Origin of the sequence: Stakelama flava (assembly GCF_019351405.1) — a bacterium.
Taxonomy (GTDB): domain Bacteria; phylum Pseudomonadota; class Alphaproteobacteria; order Sphingomonadales; family Sphingomonadaceae; genus Sphingomonas; species Sphingomonas flava_A.
The window spans coordinates 65,515-91,593 of the sequence record NZ_JAHWZX010000013.1 but is presented as its reverse complement, the minus strand read 5'-3'; the positions used below and the strand labels follow the sequence as shown (position 1 = coordinate 91,593).

The window sequence follows — 26,079 nt, the reverse complement described above, 5'->3', positions numbered from 1 at the left end:
GGGCAGCCTCTACGCGGGACTACTGCTTCTCTTCCTCTATATAATTCTAAGCGTCGTGGGCGGCGGCACGATCCGGGGCTTTTGATGCTCACTCACCGTTCGCGCCGGAATTTGTCCACGCCGCCTAAGCTCTCAGTCGGTTTTGCTCGCGATAAAGGCGCGCCACCCGCCAAGGTCGGTAATGTCCGTTGCCCCGATGGTCGCGCGCGGTTCGGAAACGAAGCCTTTCACCACGCTGCCGTCGCCCAGGGTTACCGTGCCAATTGCCAACGGCGGTGGAACCTCCGCAACGAAGCTGCCGAACGCCTCCATCCCCAGTTCGTATACTTCGACGGGAATCGCAGCACCTTCCTCGGCATGCACCAGCGCGGGCTTGGGCGGGGTGCTGTTCGCCAGCGCGTAAAGCCGGTAATTCGGTGCGGTCGTCGTGGCTTCGACAAAGGCCGCGTCGCGCGACTTCAGTTGCCAGTGGAGCGGCATGTCTTTGAGATGCGCGCCCACGACGGCGAGTTTAACGGTGTCCATATGATCCTCCATATCGAGTGGCGGCGGGTCGGCGAGGGCCGCCGAGGTCAGATAGGCAGCGGCCGCATCCTGAAGCGCGCGGTCGGTTCCTGGCGGACCGATCAGCGTTATGCCGAAACCGGTGCCGTTGGGGCGGGCACCCGCCGGCAACGCTATCGCGGCCATATCGAGCAGGTTCACGAAATTGGTGTATGCACCCAGATTGCTGTTGAGCGTCACTGGTTCGGCGCGCATTTCCTTCACGCGATAGGTGCAGCCTGTGGTGGGAAAGGCGAACAGGTCGAACCGCTCCCACAAACCGTCCGCCACGCGCCGCAGCTCGGCAAGCCGGTACATCCCCTCGAACAGCTCCACCGCACTGATATCGGTTCCCTTCGCCACGATATCGCGAACCACGGGATCGAAATCGGTCGGGTCGCGCGCCAGCACGTCGCCAAGTGCGGCGGTGCGTTCGGCCACCCATGGGCCGCCATACAGAAGCTGCGCCGCCTCGCTTAACGGGGATGCGTCGAATTCGGTAATCGAAGCGCCCGTCGCGCCAAGCCTGTCGAGCGCCTTTTCATACAGCCGTTGCGATTCAAGGTCGCCGAACCAGACGCGTTGATCAGGCAGGGGAACGCCGATCCGTTTCGCGCCACGCGCCACGTCCGGCACCGACAGCGAGAATGGGTCCCCGGCATCGAACCCGGCGACGCAACGGTCGACCAGCGCCGTATCCGCGATGGTCGAGGCAAACACGGTAATGCAATCGAGCGTTCGGCACGCCGGGACAAGCCCGGTGCTGCTCCACCGGCCACGCGTTGGTTTGAACCCGATCAGATGGTTGAACGCGGCGGGCACGCGTCCCGAACCGGCGGTATCGGTGCCGAGCGCGAAGGCCGTCAGGCCCGCCGCGACCACCACCGCCGATCCCGAACTGGACCCCCCGCTTACATAGTCCAGATTATACGCGTTGCGCGGTGCACCATAGGGGGACCTCGTGCCGTTCAGCCCGGTGGCGAACTGATCCAAATTGGTCTTTCCGATGCAGATCGCACCGGCAGCCCGCAACCGAGCGACCACGGTTGCGTCGCGTTCGGGCGCATAGCCATAGCTGGGGCAACCGGCAGTGGTTTCCAGTCCGGCGACGTCGATATTGTCCTTGACCGCGAAGGGGACGCCTGCGAGCGGAAGCGCCTCGCCCGCCGCTATTCGCGCATCGACCGCCGCGGCGGCGTCGCACAGGTCAGCGGGAGAAAAGCGCGAAATCCACGCCTGCGGCTGAATATGGTCGTAGCGGTCGAGCCGGTGCAGCACATCATCGATGATTTGCACGGCGCTGCTCCGGCCGCTGCGCACCGCATCGGCAATCGCCACGGCATCAAGGCGGGACAGGTCGATCATGATTGTTTGCGAAACGCGAACATCGGCGCGCCGGGGCTGATCGCCTGACGTTCATCGACATACACGGCTTCGACTGTTCCGGCACACGGTGCGGTGACGGGAAATTCCATTTTCATCGCCTCGACAATGGCAAGGCCGGTATCGGCCTCGACCGTTTCGCCCGGTTCGACCAGCAATTTCCATACATTGCCGCCGAACGGCGCTTCGACCAGTTCCGCCCCGTCGGGCAGGGCGATCTCGGTGGTTTGCGCATCGCCCTTGTCGGTTTCGGTCAGCGCCTTTACGCGATCGAATTCGCCCCGGCGCTCCCATTCGGCGCGCTCGGCATCGAACGCCGCCTGACGATCGGTCTGAAACGCGTCGATGGAGGCGGCATGTTCGGCCAGAAAGGCGCGATAATCGGCCAGCCGGAATTCGGTTTCCTCGATCTTGATCGAGCGGCGCCCCAGCGGGAAGTCACGTCGCCATTCGGTCAATTCCTCATGGCTCACCGGATGGAATCGTATCTGATCGAAGAAGCGCAGCAGCCATGGTTTGCCATCGGTAAATGCATCTGTCTGGCGGTGGGTGTTCCACACCTGAATGGTGCGACCGAACAACTGATATCCGCCCGGTCCCTCCATCCCATAGATGCACATATAGGCGCCGCCGATGCCGACCACATTGGGCGGCGTCCAGGTGCGGGCGGGGTTGTATTTGGTGGTAACCAGCCGGTGGCGCGGATCGACGGGGGTCGCGACCGGCGCGCCCAGATAAACGTCGCCCAGCCCCATCACCAGATAGGTGGCGTCGAATACGATCTTTCGAACCGCATCGATATCGGAAAGGCCGTTGATGCGGCGGATAAATTCAATATTGTCCGGGCACCAGGGCGCATCGTCGCGCACCGCATCTTCGTATTTGGCGATGGTTTCGTAAATCGCCGGGTCTTTCCAGCTTAACGGAAGATGCACCACGCGCGAGGGAACGGTGAAGTCCTCCAGCGCGCCAAGCCGCTCCTCCGCCGCGATCAGAATGTCGAGCAGCGCGGACTGGGTCAGCTGTTCGCCGTCGAAATGGATCTGAAGCGAACGGATGCCCGGAACGATGTCGATCACGCCGGGCAGCGCCAGCCGCTCCACTTCGGTCATCAGCGCATGGACGCGGATGCGAAGCTCCAGATCGAGGATGATCGGCCCGTATTCGACCAGAATGTTGCGGTCGCCCTGTCGGCGATAGGTGATCCGCGGTCGCCCCGTGGTTTCGGGCAGTTCGGCCAGGACAGGGGACAGGTCGGCGATACTGGCGGGGCGCACCGGTTCCTCGGGGGACGAGGCCTCGCCCGAAAGCCATGCATTCTGGCGATCCCAGGCGGCAGCGGCCCTCGCATCGTCAACCGGGTGAAAGCGCACCCGGTCGCCTGCGGATAGCTGGCCAATCTTCCATTGGTCGGCGGCGATGACCACGAACGGACATACAAAGCCGCCCAGCGATGGCCCGTCCGGGCCGAGGATGATGGGCATGTCGCCGGTAAAATCGATCGCACCCACCGCATAGGGGTTGTCGTGGATATTGGACGGGTGGAGCCCCGCCTCTCCGCCATCCTGGCGCGCCCATTCGGGCTTCGGACCGGTAAGCCGCACGCCGGTTCGATTGGAATTGTAATGCACCGACCATTCGGCCTTTGCGAAGGTGGCGATGTCGTCGTCAGTGAAAAAATCAGGTGCGCCGTGCGGACCGTACAAAACCCGCAGCGTCCAGTCCGAACCGGGGTCGGCAGGTTCTGCGATCGCAACAGGGGCTTGGGTCGGCTCCCCGGCGAGGTGAAGTGTGTCGCCGGCGAGCAGGCGGCGCGCGGCATGGCCGCCGAATTCGCCAAGATCGAAGGTGCTCCGGCTACCCAGATAGCGCGGAACGTCGATTCCGCCGGCGATCAGCAGATAGGCCCGCGCGCCGCCCTTCGTCCGCCCCAGGCTGAGGGTCTGGCCGGCGGCGACCTCAACTACCTCATTGCGCGCTACCGGCGTGTCATCCAGCGTCGCTCCGAAATCCGCGCCGGTCAGGCAGATGCGCGTCGGCACGTCAAAATCCAGCGTCGGACCGGTCGCGGTCATTTCAAGCCCGGCCGCGCCCGCATCATTGCCCAGCAGCCGGTTGCCCAATCGAAAGGAAAGCGAATCCATCGGCCCTGACGGCGGCACGCCGATTGCCCAATATCCCTGTCGCCCCGGATAGTCCTGAACACTGGTGGCAGTGCCGCCCGAACGCACCCGGATCGTTTTCGGCTGGTGATGGACCTCGGCCAGCGTGCCGGTCGACATCTCCCCCGCAACGAAGCGGGGCAGGCGAACCACGTCGCGCAACCAGCGCACATTGGTTTCAATGCCCGCAATGTGTGTTTCGTCAAGCGCGGCGGCAATTGCGTCAAGCGCGGCGGCGCGATCCGGTCCGCGCACGATTAGCTTGGCAAGCATCGGGTCGTAATAGCTGCTGACCTCGCTCCCGTTCGCTACCCAGCTTTCGACGCGTGCCCATTCGGGGAAAACCACCTCGGTCAGCGGGCCTGAGGTGGGGCGGAAATCCAAAGCGGGGTCTTCGGCATAGAGCCTGACTTGCATCGATGCGCCGCGCACGCTTGGTCCGCCGTCGTCCATGAACGAAAAGTCGCGGTCCGCCCCACGGATCATCCATTCGACCAGATCGATTCCGGTTACTTCCTCGGTAACGCCATGTTCGACCTGAAGCCGGGTGTTCATTTCAAGGAAAAAGAAATCCTGGCGCTGCGCATCGTACAGAAATTCAACCGTACCGGCCGACCGGTAATCGACCGCCTTGCCCAGCCGTATTGCGGCGGCATGCAGCGCGGCGCGCACCGTATCCGAAAGGCCGGGGGCGGGTGCTTCTTCGACCACCTTCTGATTGCGTCGCTGAAGCGAACAATCGCGATCGCCCAGCGCTAGGACGCGGCCCTTGCCATCACCGAAAATCTGCACCTCGACATGGCGCGCCTGCTCGACATAGCGTTCGAGGAAGACCCCGGCATCGCCGAAACTGCCGGCGCCGAGGCGCGCCACGCTGGCGAAGGCATCACGCACCGCGTCGTGATCGTGGCACACGCGCATTCCGATTCCGCCGCCGCCCGCCGTCGCCTTAAGAATTACCGGATAGCCGATCGCATCGGCGGCTTCGGCCGCGGCTGCCGCGTCGGTCAGCAGCCCGGTGCCGGGCGCGAGCGGAACGCCATGATCGATCGCCAGCGTGCGTGCGCTGTGCTTCAGTCCGAATGCGCGGATCTGTTCGGGCTTGGGTCCGATAAACGCGATCCCCGATCGCTCGCATGCTTCGGCGAAATCGGCATTTTCGGCCAAAAAACCATAGCCGGGATGGATCGCGCCCGCGCCCGCCTCGCGCGCTGCCTGCAATATGGCGTCGCCGCGAAGATAGCTTTCGCCCGGCGGCGGCGGCCCGATGCGTATCGCCTGATCGGCTTCTGCAACGTGAAGCGATCCGGCATCGGCATCGGAATAGATCGCGACCGAACGCAATCCCATTCGTCGCAAGGTTCGGATGATTCTACACGCGATTGCCCCACGATTGGCAATCAGAACGGTGTCGAAATTCATGCGCTGACGATCATCCGCACCGGTGTTGGATTGAACCCGTTGCACGGATTATTGATCTGTGGGCAATTGGAAACGAGCACCGTCACGTCCATTTCTGCCTTCAGGTCAACGGTCAGGCCGGGGGCGGAGATGCCGTCGACAATCCCCAGCGCGCCGTCGGCTTCCACCGGGACGTTCATGAAGAAATTGATGTTGGAAACGATGTCGCGCTTTGTCCTGCCCGCGCGCAGATTGGCGTGCAGGAAGTTTTCGACGCAGGCGTGAAGCGCCTTGGTGTGGTGGCCATAGCGTAAGGTGTTCGATTCGCACGAACAGGCACCACCCAGCGTGTCATGATATTCGACCGCGCTGTCGGTGATGGTCATCATCACCCGGCCTTCGTTCGAAAGCAATTTGGTACCGGTGCGCAAAAAGATGTTGCCCTGGGCGGCAACCGTATCCTGCGCGCTGTAGCGTTCTGTGTCGTCAGCGGTCAAATAGATCAGAAGGTCTACGGCCTGATTGCCGTCCAGATCGACGATGCGCAGCGTTTCGCCCGCGCGCACATCATGCAACCAGGGTGCGCGGGCCGGCACTACTTCGTCATAAACGACAGGCCCGAGGCCATCGAGATACGTATCGGCCATGGATCGGCTCCTAACGGCGGTAATAATCTTCGACATTCAGGAAGGCGCGTTTGCCCTCCGGCGTGGCATTGCGGATCGGATCATCTTCCGGCGTCACCGCGCCGCGCCAGGCGGTCAGGCGAAGCGGCGTCACGGCCCACGGCCTGCGGTCGAGCATGTGCGGGCAGTTTGCGACCACGAAAATCACGTTCATCTCGGCACGCAGGATCACCTGACGACCGGCGTCGAAGGGGCCGAGTTGGGGCGTTATTTCACCATCATCCTCGATCCGGGCGCCCTTGAAGAAGGTAATGCTGGGATGAACGTCGCGTCGGCCAAGCCCGTACTTGCCGGCGCCAAGCAACAGACGGTCGCGCGCATTGGGATGACTGCCCGGATTGCTGCCTTCGCCATAATTGCGCTTGCTCGACACCGCGTTCGAAGCGCCGCAAATAGTGTCGTGCGTGCCCGCATCATCGGCAAGGATGCTCATCAGCGGGCGGCCCATGTCGGACAGCAGCAGCTGGCCCGCGCCGAGATAGGCGTTCCATTGCACCTTCACCGTGTCGGCGACGTTCAGCCGTTCGGTCGGCATTTCGGCATTGAAAATCTGGATCGAGGCGCAGGCGTCACCTTGCAGGTCGATCAGCCTGACCCGGCTGCCGCGCAGCAATCGCCGACTGGCATATCCTCCCGGCGCCACCGTTTCCTCCCATAACAGGTCATCAGGCGAAACATTGTCGGGCAGATCGTCGGCGTGCGGCGGCAGAATCGGCATGGCCTCTGCACGCTGGCCTTCCATCGCGCGGGCGTGTTCGCGCGCGGCGAGGGGGTTTTTCAGGTCGCTCATCAGGCAAAATCCCTTTGCGCGGTCGCACGGAAACTGACCTGCTCGTGCAACGGCGGCAGCAGTGCGGTGGTGGTGAACAAACGAAGCTGCCGCACCCCGCGAATGGCGCGCAACGCATCACACATCGCGCGCAGACGGATCGCGGGACCCTGAACCAGCAGCACTTCGAGCGACTGCTCCTCTTCAAGGAAGACGTGCTGCGCGGAGATCACTTCCTTGAGATATTCGTGCTGCGTTTGAACAAGCTGTTCGCGGACACGACCGCCACCGGTGCGATAGACCAGCGTGATCGTGCCCGCGAGCAGTTCGTCCGGATGCGCCAGTTCACCGTGCTCGGCCAGTGCATGGCGGATCAGCTCCGCGATGAGCTGTGAACGCGAAGGGAGCCCGCGTTCCTGCACCATCACGTCAAGCTGGCGAAACAGCTCCGTCGGCAGGCTCATGCTCAGCCGCGACAGGCTTGAAGAGGCATCGTCGCTCATACGATTGTTATCTCGATTATTACGATTCTTGTCAATCGTAATAATGACATTTATTCGGCGTCGCTGCCCTGAACTTCGGTTTTGCGTTCGAGTGCAATGTCATAGGTTGCTGTTGCGCCGTAGCGGTGCGGGGCATGGGGATCGTGCCTGCGCTTGTCGAAGGTGAGGACGCGGGTGCCCAGTGCAAAGGCTTCGCCGATATCGTGCGTTACCATGATCACGGTCAGTGAATATTCGCGCCAGAGCCGCGTGATCAGCGCGTGCATGTCCTTGCGAATGCCGGGATCAAGCGCGCCGAACGGTTCGTCGAGCAGCAGGATGCGCGGACGGGTGATGAGCGCCTGAGCGATGGCCAGACGCTGCTGCATCCCCCCCGACATTTGCGCCGGATAGGTGCCGCCAGCGGAAAGCAGGCCGACCGCGTCGAGCATGGCGTCGACTTCTTCCAGTGCCCGCCGCCGCGCCGCGCCGAACAGCCGCCCGGTCACGCGCGCACCGGCGCATTCCAGGCCGAACAGCACGTTCCTGCGTGCATCGAGATGGGGAAGAACCGAATATCGCTGAAACACGATGCCGCGATCGGGGCCGCACTCCGCGCGCATCGGTTGCCCGTCCAGCAGAACCTCTCCCCGGCTAGGGGCTTCCTGACCGAGCACCAGCCTTAAAAAGCTGCTTTTGCCGGCCCCCGACGGCCCCACGATCGACACGAACGATCCGGCGTCGATGTCCAGCCCGACGCGTTCGAGCACGATCTTGTCGCCATATTCGACCCAGACGTTTCGAAAGGAAAGCAGCGCCGTCATCACGAACTGCCCGCCCAGGGGAAAAGTCGTCGGTTGGCGAGGCGCAGGAGCCAGTCCAGCGCGATCGCCAGCAGCGCGATCCATGCGACGTATGGCAGGATGATATCCATCGCCAGATAGCGGCGGACCAGAAATATGCGGTAGCCAAGCCCGATATCCGCAGCGATCGCCTCTGCCGAGATCAGGAATACCCATGCCGGCCCGAGCGCGAGACGAAGCGCATGGATGAGCCGGGGCATCATCTGCGGCAGGGCTACGCGGATCGCGAGTTGCCAGCTGCTCGCCCCCAATGTCTGCGCCTTCAGCATCTGCTCGGTCGGCAGCGTTTCGACATGCGCGGCCACGTCGCGGATCATCACCGGCAGGATGCCGATGATGATCAGCATGACCTTGGCGGTCTCTCCCAGCCCGAACATGATGAAGAGGATGGGCAGCAACGCGATCGGGGGGATCAGGGCAATGATCGTGACCAAAGGCCCGAAGAGCGCGCGGACGAGCGGAACGAGGCCGAGCGCGAGTCCCACGATCAGCGCCGAAAGGGTCGAGATCGCGAGACCCAGGCAAAGCCGCTGAAGGCTCGCCAGCGTATCCGCCCACAGCGTCAGGCGACCGGTCATTGGATCGGGCACGAACATCAGCGTGTGCATCGCCGAGACCATCGCCGCGGGCGTCGGAAGGATGCGGTCGCCCGGATTGATCGCATGGCGGCTGGCCGAAGCCAGCACATAGACAAAGACGAGCGCAGCGACGGGCAATATGCCCAGCACCAGTGACGTCGCCCGGCCGGGGCGGATATTTACCAGCCGCATGAAAAATCGCCTACAGCTTGCCGTCGGCGGCAAGTTGCATGAAGGTCGGATCGAAACGCAGCTTCACATTGGCTGCATTGCCGAGCGTCGTGCCGGGCATCGCGATCCCGATCGCGTCGGCCGAAGTCGCTCCCGGTCCGAACAGTCCCTGCGAATAGCTGAAGTCACGAACCCGCTTCATCCGCGTGGCAAATTCCGGCGCTGACATCGCGGCCACCGCGGCGGCGGGCTTTTGGTAAAGATGGGTGGTCGCAAGCTGGGCATCGAACGTATCAAGCGTCGTACCGGCGAGCTTCGCCATGGCGGTGCGCGCGGCCTTTCCCTGGGCATCGTCGCGCTGCATCAGCGAGAGCGTTTCATACCAGATACCAGCGAGCGCTTTTCCCAGCGCCGGATTGGCTTTCAGCGTGGCGGAGTCGACCACCATCAGGTCAAGGATTTCACCGGGAATCTTTGAAGAATCGAACGCCAGCAACGCGCCCGGCTGCTTCTTCATTTCGCTTAGCTGCGGGTTCCACGCGACAGCCGCGGTGACGTCGGGGGAGGTAAAGGCACCGACGATATCGGCATCGGCGGTGTTCACTGTTTTCACGTCAGCCAGTTTTAGATTCACTGATTCGAGCCCGCGCGCCAGCAAATAGTGCGAGACCGAAAATTCGACCAGATTGACATTTCGGCCCTTGATATCGGCCAGGCTGCCGGCGTTTTTCAGCATGATCCCGTCATTGCCGTCCGAATAATCGCCCAGCACGATCGCGCTGCTGTCCTTTCCGCCGGCGGCGGGGATGGTCAGCGCGTCCATATTGGTCACGGTCACGCCATCCAGCTTTCCGGCGGTGTACTGATTTACCGATTCGACATAGTCGTTGACCTGAACAAAATTGATTTTGATCCCGTATTTATCGGCCCATTTCTTCACGATGCCCGCCTGCTGGGCGTAGGGCCATGGCATCCAGCCAGCATAAATCGACCAGCCGATATTGAATTCGGTGCGCTGCGCCGCCGCCTGCGGCGTGTTGCTGCCGCTTCCGCACGAAGCGAGCAGCAAAATTCCGGCCGCTGCGATCGCGGTACGGACCTTTTGGAACCAACTGGGCATGATTGATCCTTCCGAGTTGCAGGCATCGACGAACCATGGCCGTCGATATTACCTTTATCGCGTTCGGTAATAATGCATATGCGATCGACGGGCCGAGCGCCATCCCCTTTTCGCACTTGCGTCATGGGAGGCCGCGCTGTCGGGCTGAGAATGTTTGGGAACGGGAAGGGCCGGGGACGAATCAGGAGGTCCAACGAAGCCTTGATGGCGGGAATTGGCGCGGCTGTTTGAGAACCATGGAAAGCCGCCCGCGAAGGCTTTGTGGGCGGCTTCCGGCAGAAATCAGAAGCTCTTGCCGACCGAGATTCCTATCGTTCGCGGATAAACGGTAAGGCCCTGCCGGACGAACAGGATCGAGGGTTTTTGAATGATCGTGCGGTCATCAAGCACGTTCTTCACAAAGCCCGAGATTCGGAAATCCTTGATCTGGAAACCCAGATTGAACGTCCCCACCCAGTAATCCTCACGCAGATAGTCCGAATTGCTGGTCGAAAAACTGCCATAGCTTTCGCCGGTGTACGTCCAGTTCGTTCCGGCGAAAAATTCGCTGTCGTCGCTCAAGGGACGCCGATAGTCCGCGCCCAGCGTGATGTTCCAGTCGGGAACGCCAAGGACATGCTGCCCGTCGGAAGCCGAGGAGCCTTCGGCCGCATTCCTGATCTTCGCGTCGGTATAGCCTGCCGTCGCGCGCAGCGTGAGCGCCTGGTTGATCCGGCCGACCAGTTCAAGTTCGCCACCCTGGCTGCGCGCGTCACCCGCATTGGCGGTAATCACATAGCCGCATGAGGGCAGGCTGAGCTGCTGCTGGATATTATGCCAGTCGATACGGTAGACCGAGGCGTTCATCGTGACCCGATCACCGAAAAGCCGCGATTTCACGCCGGCTTCATATGACCATAGCGAGTCCGAGTGGTAGGACCTGGCGGCATCGGGATCGAGGCCGAGTTCTTCCACCGAGCTGCTGCAATAGGTGGGCAGGGTGCTGTTCTGCCCGCCGAGGCGAAACCCCTTTGCAGCGCTGGCATACAGGCTGATCGTATCGCCGACGCGATAGTTCAGCGCGACCTTGGGCGTGAGCGGACTTTCATTCGCCTTTACCCGCTCGTTGGCGGGTGTGCCCGCCGCCAGCCAGCCGCCCTCATTCATTTCATAATCGGTCCAAGCCTTTACCTGCCGAATCCCGGCGGTGAGTTTCAGCCGGTCGGTGACCATGAACGATCCTTCGGCGAAACCGGCGATTTGCTTGCGGGTCCGGTCCGAATGGAAATAGCCGAGCAGCCCGCCGGGCGCCGGATAGCCGATCAGGTCCTCGACCGTCTGATCCGGGTAGAGGTCCGCGACCGCTTCGTTGAGGCCATAGACATATTCATCGTCGCGCGAGCGCACTTTCAGTGAATCGGCATAGACGCCGACCTGCCATTCGAACCGGTGGCCCTGTTCGATCGAGGGAGAGGCGAAGCGGATTTCCTGCGCCCATTTGTTGACCGTATCCTTGTTCAGCAAAACGCCGGGAAGAACCGAAATGGTGTCGTACGCTTCGCCGAAATCGGGATCGATCGCATAGGCGACATATTCGCTGTTATAGATGACGGCATCCATCTGCCGGTCGAAGGTGCGATGCATGTACGAGGTGACGGAAGTCAGCGTATAATCGCCGAAACTCTTTTCGATCGTCAGGCTGGGAACGTAAAGTTCATCCCGGCTCGGCTCGGTCAGCATCTTGTCGGTCTGAAACTTCGGCAGGTCGAGGTTGAAAATCCCGCTATTGGCCGTTTTGACATATTGATATTGCAGCGACGGCGTGATTTTCAGGTCCGGCGCCGGTTCCCACAACAGGGTTGCCCGCGCAGCATAATGGCGTTCGGAATTGATGTCGGTATCGACAGGCAGGCCGTTTGAATCGACCCGGTCGATATAGCCGCTCTGATATCCCGTCTGTCCGGCGACGCGCAGCGCCAGGTTGCGCCCGATCGGCAGGTTGACGGCAGCGTCCGCCTTGTAATTCGTCCCGCCACCCTCGGTCGTCGATAGCTCGCCCGAAGCGTTACCGCTTGCCTCTCCCAGCACCGGTTTGTTGGTGATGAAGCGGATGGTGCCGCCCAGCGAACTGTCGCCGTACAGCGTGCCCTGCGGCCCGCGAAGCACTTCCACGCGGGCAATGTCGAACAGGCGCGGGAGGGTGGCGCCGGTGAAGAACTGGTTCGGAAAAGTCAGCGAGACATCATCGAGATAAACCCCGACCGTCGCCGATCCCGATGCCGAGGCGACACCGCGAAGCGCAATGCGGCTGGTGCCCGATGTGCCGGTGTTGGTGAATGAAAGGCCGGGAACCGATCGCGACAGATCGGCATAATCGGTAATGTGCGCATTTTCCAGCTGTCCCGCATCGAGCACGCTTACGCTTAGCGGAACATCCAGCACGCTTTCCGAACGCTTTTGCGCGGTGACTACGATATCGCCGGTATCGCTTTGCGCTGGTATGGCGGTGGTGCCGGTGGCTGTCTGCTGTGCCACGGCAAGCTGCGGCCAGGCCAGCCCGATGGCGGTAATCAGCCCTGCATAGGTCCAGGCCCTTTTTGCGACAGGCATCGTGCGACCGGTTGAACCGGAAAGTGTGGATTTGAGCATTGCCGCCCCTTTGATGTTGCTGGTGTTGTCATCGGCGTTTCCATCAATTCCTGCGGACGGCGGGGCGAGCGGATTGACCGCTTTGCACCCTTGCAACCTGTGTTCTGTTTTCTCCGGCGTCGCTTTCGATCTTCCGGCGCTGATTGCGGTTTCAAGGATTCCACAACCGGCGGCGCGAACAATGCGGCGTCGCACAAAAATAGTTTCCGCTTTTGCAAACTAAGCCGGGCCGGGGAGCAGCGCGACCATAGGCGCGACGGCCGCGTGCGTCCGGCGATGCACCAAATGCCTATGGACCCAGGCGAGGGCGTTACTTGCCGGAAGTTGCAAGCAATATTGCCGACAAGAACCCTTCCGCGCTTTGTTTCTGCCGCCCAGAACGCTGCTGCCCGAAAAGAAAAACAGGAAGTGATGGATGAGCGAGCCGGTCAAAACGCCCAAACCCATGATTGTCGGCCAGCCGGTGCTGCTGGTGATCGACGTGCAGAAAGGCAGCTTTGCCGAGTGGGAACCAAGCGAGCGGCTGCCGCTGCTTCCCGACAGCGTCGAACGGATGAAGCGCGTTCGACCGGTTGTCGATGCCGCGCGGGCGGCCGATGTGCCGGTGATCTTCTTCAAGGAAGTGCACCGCCCGAATATGGTCGATTTCGGGCGCGAACTCGACGGGACGGAAAATGTCCACTGTCTGGAGGATTCGCCCTATACCGAATTCGCGTATGAAGAACTGGGTATCCGGCCCGATGATTACCTGATCGCGAAACGCCGCTATTCCTGCTTCTTCGGAACCGAACTGGAAATCCTGCTGAAGGGGTTGAAGGCGGATACGCTGTTGATGACCGGCGGGTTCACCGATGTCTGCATCCACTACACCTTTGTCGACGGGCATCAGCACGACTATTATTGCCGGGTGCTGGAGGACTGCCTAACCGCCTCGTCCCCGATCGCGCATGACGGCGCACTTCGCGCGATGGAATATCTTCAGGCGGGGGCCGTGCGGAGCTCTGCCGAAGTGATGGACGCGATGGCTCGTCGCGATTTCGCCCAGGCCAAATAGCTTCTCATTGCGTCGCCGTAGAGGGGGCGCTGTCTACCGTGAATACGAATAGTCGCCCGGTCAGTGCTTGCTGACCGGGCTTTGGCGTGTTTGCGCCGTCCGCATATGACAGCGACCGGGCGGGAGCGCCCGGCTCGTCCTTGAGTTTACGATCGCGGGGGCGGGGTGAGCTTGGCGCAGGTATCGGCGGGCTTCTTACCGGCCATTACTGCCGAGACGAAAGCGGGAGAATCGGCAAGCGAGGCCGGAACCGCGCCGCTATGATCCTTGCCCGGATAATAATGCCACTGGACCGGGGTCCCTGCTGCGCACATCGCCGAGATGAAATTATACTGCTTCACCGGATCTGCCGCATGGTCTTCCAGACCCGTACCGGTGAACACCGGCGTGGCGATGTGCACGTCTGGAAAGCCGGTTCCCGCCCTGGTTCGCCGCTCCAGCGCGTCGATGGGCTGTTTGTAGAACTGCGAAAAGGGAAGTTTCTGTTCGTTCGCCAGGTCGAGCAAGCCGTGGAAGCACGCCTTTTGCGCCCCCGCCAGCATTGCCCAGCCACCAGCCGACAAATAATCGGCGGGCCGGGTCTCCTGCGGATCGAGCGGCCGTGCGGTGCCGAGAAACCACAGGATCTCATACGCCGAATTACCATAATCGGCATCGTTCATATAGATTTTGGGGCTGGGAAGCTGGGCGGCTTTACCCACATTTTCGGTATGCGCGACGATCCCGGTCGCGACCGTCCCGCGTATCTTCAACTCAGGGGCATAGGTCGGGGCAAGATAGGCGGCGGCAAGCGCACCCTCCGATCCTTGCGACTGGCCGACGGTGACCAGCTTGTCGCCATTCAGTTCCGGATAGCGCGCCAGCGCGGCACGGATGGCGTCGAGCACCGAAATCCCTTCCGAGCGATAGTTCAGATAGGGATGGACTCCGGGTGTGCCCAACCCGGCATAGTCGCTGGCCACCACGGCATAGCCATGGTCCAGCCAATAGCCGAGATATTGTGTATCGCGGACCGAGCGCGGCATGACCGAAGGGGCGCAGCCATCGGCAATGCCGGTGGTTCCGTGCGCCCACGCGATGACCGGCCATCCGCCGGCAGGCGGTTCGCCCTTGGGGAAGAACGTGATCCCCGATACGGTGGTGGGCCTTTTCGCGTCTTTCCAATCGGTCGAACTGTACAGCATGCGTTCGGCGCGCCCCGCGGCGGGAATCGAGACGTCGGCCGGAGCGGTGGCGGTGCGCAGCATGATACCGGGTCGGGTGGGGATTGGTTGATCCCAGCGGTAAAAGGGCGGCACATCGCCATCGCCCGCCCAGCGTTCGGCGGTTGTCTTCGTCTCCTGAGCAGCGACCGGGCAAATCATCGGATTGGTCAGCGAAGATGCCGCCAGAACCGTCGTGAGCAACTTGGCGATGGGGCGCATGGTCGTCCTTTCTTTCGTAAAAACAGATCGTTTGCGCGGCCGGGGGAAACTTGTCCGCTCGTGAAACTGAACAATAATCACCACAAAAGGAGGTTAAGCGGCGGACGCGCGGCACCCCCTTTTTTGCGGTGCGGCATGAGATATCCGTTCATCAGTAAAATAACGCAAAAACAGTAATTTATATTTTCTCTTGCCATCCCAGGCGTTTTGCGGCGCATCAATTTAGTCAAATCCGCTTGATGGTGGTGCCGATAGCATGACACAGTGATCGCGTTATCAAGGGTCTGCAAATGCATCCCTTGGCAATGATGGTTGCGTGGAGATCGAACTATGGAGCTTGCCAGCAAGGGGTTTACCGGCCGGGTAAGTGACAATGATCTTCGATTGTTGCGCACCTTTTGTACGGTGGTGCGCCACGGCGGTTTCGCGGCTGCGGAATCGGAACTGCAAATCGGGCTGCCCTCGATCAGCCGCTACATCAAGGACCTGGAAGTGCGGTTGGGAATGCGTCTTTGCGACCGCGGGCGCCGCGGCTTCATGCTCACCGCCGAAGGGCGAAAGGTCCATGAAGCATGCAAGACCCTGTTCGACAATCTCGCCGAGTTCGAAAATTGCGTGCGTGATATTCATGCCAACCCGGCGGGCGCGCTGCGCATCGGCATGGTGGATTCGCTGGTAAGCGATCCGCAGTGCCGCCTTTCCGAAACGATCCAGGCCTATAAGCGCGACTATCCCAATGTGACGTTCAGGATCGTCACCGAAACATCGAATCTGATCGAACAAAAGGTGCTTGAGGGCGAACTGGATATCGGCGTGGTTTTCGAACGACGCAGGCTCGATCAGCTTGTCTATCATCTGATGTATGAGGAACTGAGCCTGCTCTATTGCTCGACGGGGCATCCGCTATGGGCCGATCACGGCGGTGACGTGAGCAAGGTCGACCTGTCGCAATATGAGCTTGCTGGATATCCGATGGCGCAATTGCTTGAACGGATGGGCGTCGGAGGAATTTTCTCCCGCACCGCCACGGCGGACCATATGGAATCGATCGCGATGATGATCAATTCCGACGTATATCTGGGCTTTCTGGCCGAATCCTATGTCGATACCCTGTGGTGTCGCGACCGGTTTCGTACCATTGCTCCGGACACATTCCGCTTCACCAGCAAGATCAGCACCATCGCCCGCGCCGGCACGCCCGCGCCGCTGATAAGCGCGTTCATGAAGCGGCTGGCGCGCATGGAACCCGTCGCCTGACGCCGATAAGCTTCGCGCTCAGGCAAGTTTGGTTGCGCCTTTTGCCATTCACCGTCGCGCCTCGCTGAAGAAACATGCCTGAATGTCACCCGACGCCGCTTCCCCCGAACCGCTGCCGTCCACCGACCGGGCCGCTATGATGTCCGGGCGGGGCTGGTTCGTCGTCGCGATGCTGATGACGACGTACAGCTTCAGTTGGATGGACCGTTTTTTGATGGTCATCCTGGTCGATCCGATCAGCAAGGACTTGCACGTTTCAAACACGCAGATCGGCCTGCTGACCGGGTTCGGCGCGTCGCTGCTCTATTCGCTGGCCGGTTTCCCGATCGCGCGCATGGCCGACCGCGCATCGCGTTCGACGATTATTTCCACGGTGCTCGGCGTCTGGAGCAGTCTTACCGCCGCGACATCGCTGGTGACGTCGTTCGCTGGTCTGGCGCTTACGCGGTTCGGCATCGCGATCGCTTCGGCGGGATGCTCGCCCGCCGCATATTCGCTGATCTCCGACTATTTTCCCGAACGCCGGCGGGGGACGGCAATCGCCATCTATTCGCTTGGCATATCGATCGGCACCTGGGCGGGACTTTCGCTGGGCGGGCTGGTTGCGGACCGGTTCGGCTGGCGCCAGGCGTTTCTGTTCCTGGGGCTGCCCGGCGTGTTGTTCGCGCTGTTCATGGCATTCGCGCTTAAAGAGCCTCTACGCGGGCGGTTCGACAATGCGCAGGGCGAAACCGACCGGCATTATTCCGCGCGCGAGGCGGCCGGGTTCTTTCTTCGTAACCGCGCGTTTCTGGGCATTGCCTTCGGGTTTGGCTTTATCTCCTGCGCCAGTGCGGCATTCGAAAACTGGATTCCGACCTACCTGATCCGCGCCCATGATTTGAGCGCGACCGAAGTGGGTGCGATCAGCGGTCTGTTTCAGGGGCTGACCGGCATCATCGGCGCGCTCGCCTTCGGCATATTGGCGGATCGGCTCGCGCGGCGCGACAGGCGTTGGTATCTTTGGATACCGCTGTTGTGCACCGCCGTCATCGGCCCGCTGATCCTGCTGTTTTTTCAGCTTTCGCTAAATGCGTCCTATGGCTGTTACTTCGCGATCGAGTTCATGATTTCGGGCTATTCGGCGCCATTGTTCGCCGCCGGGCAGATGTTGTTGCCGCCGCGTCTGCGCGCGCTGGGCATGGCAACCATCCTGTTCGTCCTGAATGTCGTTGGGCAGGGGCTGGGGCCGTTTCTGGCGGGCTTTGCCAGCGACCTGATCGGCGGCGGACCGGCAGGGGGGCTGGGACCGGCGATCATGATGATGCAGATATTCAGCGTGCTGGGCGCGGCGGCGCTGCTCATGGCGAGCGCGACGTTTCGCAAAGCCTGATCGGTTGTCGGCGTCGCAGCGTTTCGTGCGACGGCTAGGGTTTCAGACGTCGCTCTTGCCGTCGCTTTCCGGCCGCAGGAAAAGCGTGCGGGTGGGAAAGGCGATGCCCAGCCCCATATCCTCCAGCCGCGCCATGATGCTCAATAAAAGCTCTTCGCGATAGATCAGGCTTTCGGCATAATCCTTGGCAAGGATATAGGCGAAAATCTCTATTTCCAGCGAACTTTCGCCGAAATTGATAAACCGTGCCCGCGCGCCGTCGTCCAGGACATTTTCGTGCCCGGCCAGGATATTGGCGATGGCTTCGGTAGCTTCGCGCATACGGTCCGCCCCGATGCCGTATTCCAGCCCGATTACCGGGTGAAAGAGAAACCGGTCGCGGCGCGCGAAATTATCGATCTGAAGCGAGGAAAACGCCCCGTTGGGAATCGTGACGATGGTGCGTTCCAGCGTCCGGATGCGCGTCGATCGCATGCCGATATCCTCGACAGTGCCGAGGACATCGCCGACCTTGCAGAAATCGCCGACCTGCACCGGGCGGTCCACGATCACGGTCACGCTGCCGACCAGATTTTCGATCGTCTTCTGCGCGCCAAGCGCCAATGCGATACCGCCGATGCCCAGCGCCGCGATGCCGGTGGTGACGTCGACGCCCAGCGTATCGAGGACCACGACCAGCGATATCGCGAGCAGCACCACCTTTGCCGCGCGGCGAATTAGGGTGATGACCGATATCGCCTGCCGCCGTTCGCGCCGGTGCATCCGGTTGGTCAGGAAATCGCCAATGCCGTCGATCATGCGCAGCAGGAACCACGCAAGCGCGACCCAGGCGACGATCCCGGCATAGCGCAACAGCGTCTGCCGGGCGACGATCGCCACGGGCATGGCGTCGCCCCAGACAAAGAACATTACCATCGCGCCATAGAGCGCGAGCGGCGGTAGTGCCGCCCGCGCGAAATTGTAAAGGGCGCTTTTTTCGGGATCGGCGACCAGTCGGCTCAGCCCCGCCAGCAATCCGACCGCGGTGAGGCGAAGGATTATGAACGCCGTCGCCGCGAGTCCCAGCAAACGCAGCCAGTCCATCAACGGTGCGCCGCCTATGGTTGGCCCCGTGTCTTTGGTTTCTTGCGTTTCGGCGGTGGTGGAAGAGGGTCGCTTCATCAGCAGCCGGATGGTCGCCGGAGCAAGGCGCCAGATCGGTTGCCCTTCAGGTCCGGCTCTGCGCTGCAACAGGATGGGTGCGCCGTCGGGGCCTGCATCCAGCGTGCCGACATTTTCCTGATCGGCGGGCAAGTCGTCGTCTATGCGTCCGGCAGGATCGTTGGATCGCATCGCAAAGGGGGTTAGCGATCCACCGGCATCCAGCGCTTCCTGCAAACGCCGCGTCAGTTCGGCCCCGGCATTCAGCAGGCGTGGATCGCTGTCTACCGGGATATCCAGATAATGCGCGGCGCGGTCATAATCCTTAGCGCCAAGCGCATCGACCAGACCGGTCAGGCTGGACCGGGGGGTTTCGCGGCCGAACGGGTCGACCGGCGCGGGCGTTGCCGATGGCGCGGGCGTCGGAAGAATCTGGGCCGAGGAAGCGATTGGCAGGACATTGAAAAACAGCATCGCCACAGCAATGAACAGCGCCTGCACGATGCGGGCTGCGGCGTGTTGGCGGCGGTCAAGCCGGTGGGTGAGGGTGCGGTTCATTCGACAATTGCTCGATCGGGCACCCCGCTATGGGGATCAGTCGCGCGCTTTCCAACCCAGCCCAAGTGCTTTTTGCAGGGCGATGAAGTCGTTTGCCAGCTCTGCCTTGGCACTGGAAAGGTCGCGTTCGGCGGAAACGCGTTGGCGTTCGCTGTCCAACACGTCGCCGAGCGCGACCGTGCCCGCTTGATAGCGTTGCCGGGTAAACGTCGCCGCTCGCGTGGCCGCGGTTTCGGCGCGCGCCAGCCCGCCCAGTTGCTTTCGCCGGCCGCCATAGCGTGAAAGCGCATCTTCCGCATCGCGCAGCGCCTGAAGAACTGTCTGGCGATATTGCGCCTCTGCTTCGTCGGCCTGGCCCTTCGCCTGTTCGACGCGGCCCGCGCTTTTGCCGAAATCGAGCACATTCCATTGCAGCATCGGCGCGGCGACGGAGGTCAGATTGTCGAGATCGAGAATATCCGACGGATCGGTTCCACCCAGTCCCAGCAGCCCCAGCAATTGCAGGTGGGGGAACCGTGCCGCATCCGCCGCGCCGATGCGAGCGGTCTGCGCAGCCAGTCTGCGTTCGGCGGCGCGGATATCGGGTCTGCGGCGCAGCAGTTCGGCCGGATCGCCGACCGCGACGCTTCGCGGTGGAAGCGGTACGGGCGCGGATGGGCGCAACATCGCATCAAGCGCGCCTGGTGCGTCGCCCGTCAGTACCGCCAGCGCGTTCAAATAGCTGTCGATCTGTGCACTGAGCGGAACGAGCCGGGCATTGCTCGATTCCACCTGATTGCGCAGCCGATCGATGTCCAACGCGGAATCGACCCCGCGCGCCTGGCGCTGCATGGCAAGGTCGAGCGTCGTTTGCTGCATTTGCGCCGCCTCACGCGCCAACGAAAGCTGGTGCTGGCTGTCGCGCAGATTGACGTAATTTTGCGCGACCTCCGCGCTCAGGCTGACCTGCGCATCGGCGACATCCGCTTCGGCGGCGGTCACCAGCGCGCGCGACGCCTCTACTGTCCGACGTTTGCCGCCGAACAGGTCGATCTCCCAGCTCGCGTCGAAACCGACATTGTAGAAATCGAGCGAGGTGCTGCTGTCGCCGGATGCTGTCTCGTCGGAACTGTCTGTGCTTCCCTGCGCCTCGCCGACATTGATGCCGGGCAGGTCCGCATGCAGATAGCTGGCGCTCGCACTGCCGCTGGGAAGCTGGTCGGCGCGGTCCTGGCGCACGGTCGCGCGCGCCTGCCTCAGCCGCGCTTCCGCGATGGCTATGCTCGGGCTACCCTTCAGGGCGCGCTCCTCAAGCGTGTCGAGCGTCGGGTCGCCAAGCGTCTTCCACCAGGAATCGAGCGACGGACTTTCCGAACGCACGGCGTCGCCGCCACGAACGAACCCGATATTTTTCTGTCCAAACCCCGCGACCACGGGCGGACCGGCATAGTCAGGCCCCATGGTACATGCGGCGAGCGGGAGTGAAAGCGAGGCGAGAAGGATGGTCTTGCGCATGGCGTATCTCAATGTCCTGCGGAGACGGTGACGTCCTTGGGCAAGGGACGAAGGAAGAAGACAAGCGGCAGGATGGCAAGGATGCCCACGCCAACGAGCCAGAACAGATCGTTATAGGTCATCACCAGCGCTTCACGCTGGATCGTCTGGGCAAGCGACGCGATCGCCGTGGTGCGATCGCCCAGCCCCTGCGCAAGACCGGCGATATAGTCCTGCAGTTGTGTCGAATTGGCGTTAAGCGTGGCTTCCAGCCTGCGACTGTGCAGCCACATGCGCTGCTGTTGCATGGTGGCTATTCCCGCCAGCGCCAGTGAACCGCCGAGGTTTCGCGCGACGTTGAACAGGCCCGATGCGTCACCGGCATATTTCGGGTCCACTGCCGCGATTGCCGCCTGATTTAGGAAGAGAAAACCCAGTATCGACCCTATGCCGCGCAAGAGCTGGGATTCGGTGAAGGCATCGCCGGTCGACTGGGCGGTCAGGCTGGTGTCGACGAAGCAGCTGAACGCCAGGATGCCCAGCCCCGTCGCCACGGCGATCCGGATCGGCACCTTGCGGATAAGCAAAGGGGTGAACGGCATCAACAACAGGCTGGGAATGCCCGAAAGCATCACCACCTTGCCCGATTGCAGCGCGTTATAATCCGCAATGCTGGCGAGAAATTGCGGGATCACGAACGCGGTGCCGTACAACACCATGCCGAGCGCGATGCCCATCACAGTGACGCTGCCGAATTGCGGATCGAAAAGGAGTTTGAGGCGGATGACCGGCTGAGAGGTGAGAAGCTGTCCGGCGAACAGCAGCAGGAAGCCGAAAAGCGAAAGTAGCGAAAGCTGAACGATCAGCGCCGAGGCGAACCATTGTTCGCGCTGCCCTTCCTCCAGCACGACCGTCAGGCAACCGAGGCCAAGCGCCAGTCCGGCAATGCCGAGCCAGTCCGCTTTCAAAAGGTCGCCCAGCTTCGCGGTCTGATGCGGCAGGCCGACAAAGAGTAGAACCAGAAGGATAAGCCCGATCGGCAGGTTCAGGAAAAAGATGTAGTGCCAGCTGATGCTTTCGGTCAGCGCCCCGCCGACCAGTGGTCCGACCACCGGGCCTGCAATGGCCGTTACTCCGAATGCGGCGGTGCCGATCGGCTGTTGCGCGGGCGGCAACCGAGTCGCGATGATCGTCATTGCCGTCGGGATCAACGCGCCGCCGGTAAATCCCTGTCCGGCACGACCGATGATCATCATGGTAAGGTTGGTCGACAGCCCGCACATGACCGAAAAGGCGGTGAACAATGTGACCGCGATCAGCAGGAAGGTGCGCAGGCCGAGCAGCCGTTCAAGCCATGCCGAAAGGGGAATGATGATGATTTCGGCAACCAGATAGGCGGTCGCAATCCAGGTTCCCTCGGTCCCGCTTGCGCCAATCTCCCCCTGAATGGTGGGCAATGCGGAGTTTACGATTGAAATATCCAGCGTCGCCATCAGCGCGCCCAGGCTTCCCGCCGCCACGGCAAGCCAGGCTGCGGTATCCGCGCGCTGGGGGGGCGGAGCGGGGGATGGCGCGGCTGCGCTCATTCGTCGACGCCGGCCTTGTCGTTATACTGTTCCTGTTCGTGCGCGATGCGATCATCGGCGCCGCGCGCGCCGCGGGTGTCGACGGTGACCGACACCGACATGCCGGGCAGCAGAAGTTTTCGCGCCTCAGGCCCTGCGGCAACCGAAATGCGCACCGGCACGCGTTGCACAATCTTGGTGAAGTTGCCGGTCGCGTTCTGGGGCGGCAGGATGGAAAATTGCGCGCCGGTCCCGGGCGAGAAACTTTCGACCCGGCCGTGAAGCGGTACGTCGGGCAGGGCGTCGACCTCTATCTCTACCGGCTGCCCGATGCGCATCAGGCCCAGCTGCGTTTCCTTGAAATTGGCGGTGATATACAGGTTGCGCATCGGCACGATCGACATCATTCGGTTCGCCGGCTGAACGAACTGACCGACGCGAACGCTCTTGTCGCCCACACGCCCGTCAATGCTTGCGCGGATAAGTGTGGATTTCAGGTCCTTGTTGGCGGACGCGAGTTGCGCGCGCGATGATTCGCCCTGCGCCTGGGCCTGTTCGACCTGGGTGCGAAGCGTGCCTATGCGGCGTTGGGCCTGTACCAGCGCGGCGCGCGCGCTCGCCAATTGCGCGTCCGCCTGATGCGCCTGATCGCGCAGTTTGGCGAGTTGTTCTTCGCTCTCCGCGCCTGTCTTGGCGAGTGGGGCATGGCGCGCAACCTCTGCATTGGCATAGGCGGCCGCGCTTTTTGCCTGAGCAAGTTGCGCTTCGGCCTGAGCGATCGCAGCGCGCTGTTCATCGATTTGCGCTTCCGCTCCCCGCGCATCGGCGCGCGAAACGTCGATCTGTGCCTCGACCTGAGCCGCCTTCGCGCGATAATCACCGGGGTCGATCTGAACCAGCGGGGCGCCCGCCTTCACTTGCTGGTGGTCGGCGACGAAGACTTTTTGCACATAACCGCCGACTTTGGGCGAAACGACGACCGCATCGGCCTGGATATAGGCATCGTCGGTCGCCTGCATATATTGACCGACCGTCTTGTAGCGAACGAACCAGAATATGCCCGCCACCACGATCACGATCAGGCCAACCAGCAGCGCGATCCGCACGCCGCGGCGTTTCAACGGCGATGGGCGTTCCTCGCGCTCCGCATCGTCCTGATCTGGCGTTTCGCGCGGGTTTTCCGCGGATTCCTCGGCATTCCGGTCGGTCATCGCATGGCTTTCGAATCGTTTCGCGGCTGATTTGCTTTCAGTTGCAACATAAAGCAATACCATTTAATGAGGTTGCATCGTAATGACACCGCATCCCGATCCCGAACTTGAAACCATCGCCAGCCAATTTGGCCACCTGTTCCTGCGCATGCATCGGATGGTGGACCGTCGAATGGCCGCGCAGGGGGCGTCGTTCGCGCGAACCAAGTTGCTGCTGTATGTGGCAAAGGCCGGCGGCGATGCGCGAGCGGTCGATATTGCCGACACCTTCAGTCAGGCGCCGCGAACGGTGACGCAGGGTATCGACGCACTGGAGCGCGACGGTTTGATCGAGCGCGTGCCGGACCCGATCGATCGGCGCGCAAAGCGGCTGAGGATCACCGAAGCAGGGCGCGCCGCGATAGCGGTTACCCATCCGATCCGCCTGCATCTGATCGATCAGCTATTCGGCACATTGTCGCCCGATGAGCGCGCGGAATTGGCAAAAATTCTCGAACGACTGGCGAATGCGATGGCGGAAATTGAACTGACCGGCGCTGGTCCGGACGCGGCAGCTGACGCGAAATGACCCCGACCATGGACCGCTTCCCCCGAACGTGTTTCACCGTATCGTGTGACGCGTAAAAGCGATGGCCCGGCGAGATGACCGGGCCATGCTCGGTCGGGGCAGGGCGTTATTTTCCGGCGAAGAAATTCTGCAGGTCGATCCGCATCTCGTGCCGCGCTTCGGGGTTGAGATAGACCATGTGCCCGGCGGGATAATAATGGAATTGCAGATTGCCGCGAAGTTTTTGCGGCAACATCATGTGTTTCAGGTCATATTCGGTGGCGAAGAAGGGCGTCGCCATGTCGTAATAGCCGTTGAGCGACAGAACCCTGAGATGCGGATTGGTCCGCATCGCGCGCGAAAGGTCTTCGGCGACGTCAACCGCCTGCTGCGTCCCGCTTTCGGGGCCTTCGTGCGAAAAGTCCCAGCTCCATGGTCGCGTATCCCAGACCGACAGGCGATAATCCAGACTGGTGTCATAGCCGAATTTGCGCGTCAGCCGGTCCATGAAGCCGCTGACATACGCGCCGGAAATGCCTGTGTCCGACGGGTCGTAGCCCGGCCGTTCACCCGCCGCATCGATGTCGGTGCCGATATAGCGTCCGTCGAACCGTCCCACCGTTTCGCGCTGATCGCGCAGCAATTCCTTGCGGAATCGGCTGGGGTCGATGCGCAAATTCGCTTCCTTGATATATTGCGCTGACAGGCCGGTGAAATGCGCCAGTTGCTGCGCGATCCGATCCTCTTCCGCAGGCGAGATGTCGGTCCCCTTGGCAAGCGCGCTGGCATAGGGGCCTGCGGCGAAATCGCGTGCCTGCTGCGCGAATGTGGCGACATCGGCGGGACGGTCGGCGACCTTGTTATGATACCAGGCGGTGGCCGCATAGGTGGGGAGATAACCGATATAGGCTGAATCATATCCCGACTGATCGACGCCGTAATTGAGGATGGAAGAGAGAAGCACGACGCCGTTCAGCGCAACGCCCGCATCTTCCAGCTTCAGCGCGAGGGCAGCCGACCGGGTGGTGCCATAGCTTTCGCCGAACAGATATTTCGGATCGCCCCAGCGATCGTTCTTTGTCAGATACCGCTTGATGGCGCTGGTAAAGGCGGCGGCGTCTTCATCGACGCCGTAGAATTCCTTGGCCTTGGCATCGCCCAGAATGCGCGAATAACCGGTGCCAACCGCGTCGATGAAGACCATGTCTGTGGTGCCGATCAGCGAATCCGGGTTCGGGCCGATATCATAGGGTGCGGGAGCGACCGCCACCGGATCGGTCGTACGCACCGCTTCCGGCGCAAATGACCCCATGCGCAGCCAGAGCGTCGCCGATCCGGGACCGCCATTGTAGAAGAAGGTTACGGGCCGATGTTCTCCCGCTGCCGTATAGGCGGTGTAGAAGATGCTCGCGACCGGTTTTCCCTCGTCATTGCGGATCGTCAGCGTGCCCGCCGTCGCCTTGTAGCCAATGCCGCGCCCGTCGATGCTGGCACGAGCGGAATAGCTTTTTTCGACTTCTTCCGCTGGCGCGGTTGCCCATTGCCCGGCGATCGCCTCTGCCACATCCTTTTTGTGCTGCTTTGCAGGACTGGTATCGTCGTCCTTGTCCTGCGCCATGGCGGGCACGGCGGCGGTCAGGCAGACGGCAAGGGCGATGGTTGAAATCAAGCGCATTGGTGTCCCCGGTTAAG

19 protein-coding genes are annotated in these 26,079 nt (G+C 61.9%); 4 read left to right on the top strand and 15 right to left on the bottom strand.

Features of this window, described 5'->3' with window-relative positions; translation table 11 throughout:
• Positions 1 to 132 precede the first annotated feature (132 nt).
• The 9 genes from atzF to KY084_RS13165 all read right to left on the bottom strand — a co-directional run bounded on the left by atzF (position 133) and on the right by KY084_RS13165 (position 12,786).
• Positions 133 to 1,908 carry an allophanate hydrolase gene (gene atzF, locus KY084_RS13205; RefSeq protein ID WP_219238944.1) on the bottom strand — a complete coding sequence of 592 codons (1,776 nt, stop codon included), beginning with the start codon at positions 1,906 to 1,908 and terminating at the stop codon, positions 133 to 135.
• On the bottom strand, positions 1,905 to 5,510 hold the full coding sequence (gene uca, locus KY084_RS13200; RefSeq protein ID WP_219238943.1) for an urea carboxylase: 3,606 nt from the start codon (positions 5,508 to 5,510) through the stop codon (positions 1,905 to 1,907). The genes atzF and uca overlap by 4 nt, the downstream gene beginning before the upstream one ends.
• The gene (locus KY084_RS13195; protein ID WP_219238942.1) at positions 5,507 to 6,136 is read right to left on the bottom strand and encodes an urea amidolyase associated protein UAAP2; all 630 of its coding nucleotides are present in this window, start codon (positions 6,134 to 6,136) and stop codon (positions 5,507 to 5,509) included. The genes uca and KY084_RS13195 overlap by 4 nt, the downstream gene beginning before the upstream one ends.
• 10 nt (positions 6,137 to 6,146) lie before the next feature.
• Positions 6,147 to 6,965: an urea amidolyase associated protein UAAP1 gene (locus KY084_RS13190; RefSeq protein ID WP_219238941.1), complete on the bottom strand. Its 819-nt coding sequence runs from the start codon at positions 6,963 to 6,965 to the stop codon at positions 6,147 to 6,149.
• Positions 6,965 to 7,447: a CopG family ribbon-helix-helix protein gene (locus KY084_RS13185; protein WP_219238940.1), complete on the bottom strand. Its 483-nt coding sequence runs from the start codon at positions 7,445 to 7,447 to the stop codon at positions 6,965 to 6,967. The genes KY084_RS13190 and KY084_RS13185 overlap by 1 nt, the downstream gene beginning before the upstream one ends.
• A gap of 50 nt (positions 7,448 to 7,497) precedes the next feature.
• Positions 7,498 to 8,250: an ABC transporter ATP-binding protein gene (locus KY084_RS13180; RefSeq protein ID WP_219238939.1), complete on the bottom strand. Its 753-nt coding sequence runs from the start codon at positions 8,248 to 8,250 to the stop codon at positions 7,498 to 7,500.
• The gene (locus KY084_RS13175) at positions 8,250 to 9,059 is read right to left on the bottom strand and encodes an ABC transporter permease (RefSeq protein ID WP_219238938.1); all 810 of its coding nucleotides are present in this window, start codon (positions 9,057 to 9,059) and stop codon (positions 8,250 to 8,252) included. The genes KY084_RS13180 and KY084_RS13175 overlap by 1 nt, the downstream gene beginning before the upstream one ends.
• A 10-nt stretch (positions 9,060 to 9,069) precedes the next feature.
• On the bottom strand, positions 9,070 to 10,158 hold the full coding sequence (locus KY084_RS13170; protein WP_219238937.1) for a putative urea ABC transporter substrate-binding protein: 1,089 nt from the start codon (positions 10,156 to 10,158) through the stop codon (positions 9,070 to 9,072).
• 282 nt (positions 10,159 to 10,440) lie between these two features.
• Complete coding sequence (locus tag KY084_RS13165; RefSeq protein ID WP_219238936.1) at positions 10,441 to 12,786, bottom strand: TonB-dependent receptor; 2,346 nt, start codon at positions 12,784 to 12,786, stop codon at positions 10,441 to 10,443.
• A gap of 415 nt (positions 12,787 to 13,201) precedes the next feature.
• Here KY084_RS13165 and KY084_RS13160 point away from each other — a divergent pair, with 415 nt between their 5' ends.
• The gene (locus tag KY084_RS13160) at positions 13,202 to 13,840 is read left to right on the top strand and encodes a cysteine hydrolase family protein (RefSeq protein WP_219238935.1); all 639 of its coding nucleotides are present in this window, start codon (positions 13,202 to 13,204) and stop codon (positions 13,838 to 13,840) included.
• Between the two features lie 146 nt (positions 13,841 to 13,986).
• On the opposite strand, the gene KY084_RS13155 is transcribed toward KY084_RS13160, so the two are convergent.
• Positions 13,987 to 15,264 (bottom strand): lipase family protein, encoded by a 1,278-nt coding sequence (locus KY084_RS13155; RefSeq protein WP_219238934.1) that lies wholly within the window; start codon positions 15,262 to 15,264, stop codon positions 13,987 to 13,989.
• Positions 15,265 to 15,594: 330 nt separating this feature from the next.
• On the opposite strand from KY084_RS13155, the gene KY084_RS13150 reads away from it, so the two are divergent.
• Positions 15,595 to 16,521 carry a LysR family transcriptional regulator gene (locus tag KY084_RS13150; RefSeq protein ID WP_219238933.1) on the top strand — a complete coding sequence of 309 codons (927 nt, stop codon included), beginning with the start codon at positions 15,595 to 15,597 and terminating at the stop codon, positions 16,519 to 16,521.
• 82 nt (positions 16,522 to 16,603) lie between these two features.
• The gene (locus KY084_RS13145; protein WP_219238932.1) at positions 16,604 to 17,893 is read left to right on the top strand and encodes a spinster family MFS transporter; all 1,290 of its coding nucleotides are present in this window, start codon (positions 16,604 to 16,606) and stop codon (positions 17,891 to 17,893) included.
• Positions 17,894 to 17,935: 42 nt separating this feature from the next.
• Here KY084_RS13145 and KY084_RS13140 read toward each other — a convergent pair whose 3' ends face one another.
• From KY084_RS13140 to KY084_RS13125, 4 genes are read right to left on the bottom strand one after another with little or no spacing between them, the layout of a single operon-like run.
• Positions 17,936 to 19,591 (bottom strand): mechanosensitive ion channel family protein, encoded by a 1,656-nt coding sequence (locus KY084_RS13140; protein WP_219238931.1) that lies wholly within the window; start codon positions 19,589 to 19,591, stop codon positions 17,936 to 17,938.
• Positions 19,592 to 19,627: 36 nt separating this feature from the next.
• Positions 19,628 to 21,085 (bottom strand): efflux transporter outer membrane subunit, encoded by a 1,458-nt coding sequence (locus KY084_RS13135; RefSeq protein WP_219238930.1) that lies wholly within the window; start codon positions 21,083 to 21,085, stop codon positions 19,628 to 19,630.
• Positions 21,086 to 21,093: 8 nt separating this feature from the next.
• The gene (locus KY084_RS13130; RefSeq protein ID WP_219238929.1) at positions 21,094 to 22,650 is read right to left on the bottom strand and encodes a DHA2 family efflux MFS transporter permease subunit; all 1,557 of its coding nucleotides are present in this window, start codon (positions 22,648 to 22,650) and stop codon (positions 21,094 to 21,096) included.
• Positions 22,647 to 23,840 (bottom strand): HlyD family secretion protein, encoded by a 1,194-nt coding sequence (locus tag KY084_RS13125; RefSeq protein ID WP_219238928.1) that lies wholly within the window; start codon positions 23,838 to 23,840, stop codon positions 22,647 to 22,649. The genes KY084_RS13130 and KY084_RS13125 overlap by 4 nt, the downstream gene beginning before the upstream one ends.
• An 82-nt stretch (positions 23,841 to 23,922) precedes the next feature.
• On the opposite strand from KY084_RS13125, the gene KY084_RS13120 reads away from it, so the two are divergent.
• Complete coding sequence (locus tag KY084_RS13120) at positions 23,923 to 24,408, top strand: MarR family winged helix-turn-helix transcriptional regulator (protein WP_219238927.1); 486 nt, start codon at positions 23,923 to 23,925, stop codon at positions 24,406 to 24,408.
• A gap of 106 nt (positions 24,409 to 24,514) precedes the next feature.
• Here the strand turns inward: KY084_RS13120 and KY084_RS13115 are convergent, their stop codons facing one another.
• The gene (locus KY084_RS13115) at positions 24,515 to 26,062 is read right to left on the bottom strand and encodes a S10 family peptidase (RefSeq protein ID WP_219238926.1); all 1,548 of its coding nucleotides are present in this window, start codon (positions 26,060 to 26,062) and stop codon (positions 24,515 to 24,517) included.
• Between the last annotated feature and the right edge of the window lie 17 nt (positions 26,063 to 26,079).

Bases quoted from the DNA above. Each gene is read 5' to 3' on its own strand.
- uca (WP_219238943.1), bottom strand. From the start codon at position 5,510: ATGAATTTCGACACCGTTCTGATTGCCAATCGTGGGGCAATCGCGTGT.
- KY084_RS13185 (WP_219238940.1), bottom strand. From the start codon at position 7,447: ATGAGCGACGATGCCTCTTCAAGCCTGTCGCGGCTGAGCATGAGCCTG.
- KY084_RS13145 (WP_219238932.1), top strand. From the start codon at position 16,604: ATGTCACCCGACGCCGCTTCCCCCGAACCGCTGCCGTCCACCGACCGG.
- KY084_RS13175 (WP_219238938.1), bottom strand. From the start codon at position 9,059: ATGCGGCTGGTAAATATCCGCCCCGGCCGGGCGACGTCACTGGTGCTG.
- KY084_RS13160 (WP_219238935.1), top strand. From the start codon at position 13,202: ATGAGCGAGCCGGTCAAAACGCCCAAACCCATGATTGTCGGCCAGCCG.
- KY084_RS13150 (WP_219238933.1), top strand. From the start codon at position 15,595: ATGGAGCTTGCCAGCAAGGGGTTTACCGGCCGGGTAAGTGACAATGAT.
- KY084_RS13115 (WP_219238926.1), bottom strand. From the start codon at position 26,062: ATGCGCTTGATTTCAACCATCGCCCTTGCCGTCTGCCTGACCGCCGCC.
- KY084_RS13125 (WP_219238928.1), bottom strand. From the start codon at position 23,840: ATGACCGACCGGAATGCCGAGGAATCCGCGGAAAACCCGCGCGAAACG.
- KY084_RS13120 (WP_219238927.1), top strand. From the start codon at position 23,923: ATGACACCGCATCCCGATCCCGAACTTGAAACCATCGCCAGCCAATTT.
- KY084_RS13140 (WP_219238931.1), bottom strand. From the start codon at position 19,591: ATGAACCGCACCCTCACCCACCGGCTTGACCGCCGCCAACACGCCGCA.
- KY084_RS13130 (WP_219238929.1), bottom strand. From the start codon at position 22,650: ATGAGCGCAGCCGCGCCATCCCCCGCTCCGCCCCCCCAGCGCGCGGAT.
- KY084_RS13165 (WP_219238936.1), bottom strand. From the start codon at position 12,786: ATGCTCAAATCCACACTTTCCGGTTCAACCGGTCGCACGATGCCTGTC.
- KY084_RS13170 (WP_219238937.1), bottom strand. From the start codon at position 10,158: ATGCCCAGTTGGTTCCAAAAGGTCCGTACCGCGATCGCAGCGGCCGGA.
- atzF (WP_219238944.1), bottom strand. From the start codon at position 1,908: ATGATCGACCTGTCCCGCCTTGATGCCGTGGCGATTGCCGATGCGGTG.
- KY084_RS13190 (WP_219238941.1), bottom strand. From the start codon at position 6,965: ATGAGCGACCTGAAAAACCCCCTCGCCGCGCGCGAACACGCCCGCGCG.
- KY084_RS13180 (WP_219238939.1), bottom strand. From the start codon at position 8,250: ATGACGGCGCTGCTTTCCTTTCGAAACGTCTGGGTCGAATATGGCGAC.
- KY084_RS13135 (WP_219238930.1), bottom strand. From the start codon at position 21,085: ATGCGCAAGACCATCCTTCTCGCCTCGCTTTCACTCCCGCTCGCCGCA.
- KY084_RS13155 (WP_219238934.1), bottom strand. From the start codon at position 15,264: ATGCGCCCCATCGCCAAGTTGCTCACGACGGTTCTGGCGGCATCTTCG.
- KY084_RS13195 (WP_219238942.1), bottom strand. From the start codon at position 6,136: ATGGCCGATACGTATCTCGATGGCCTCGGGCCTGTCGTTTATGACGAA.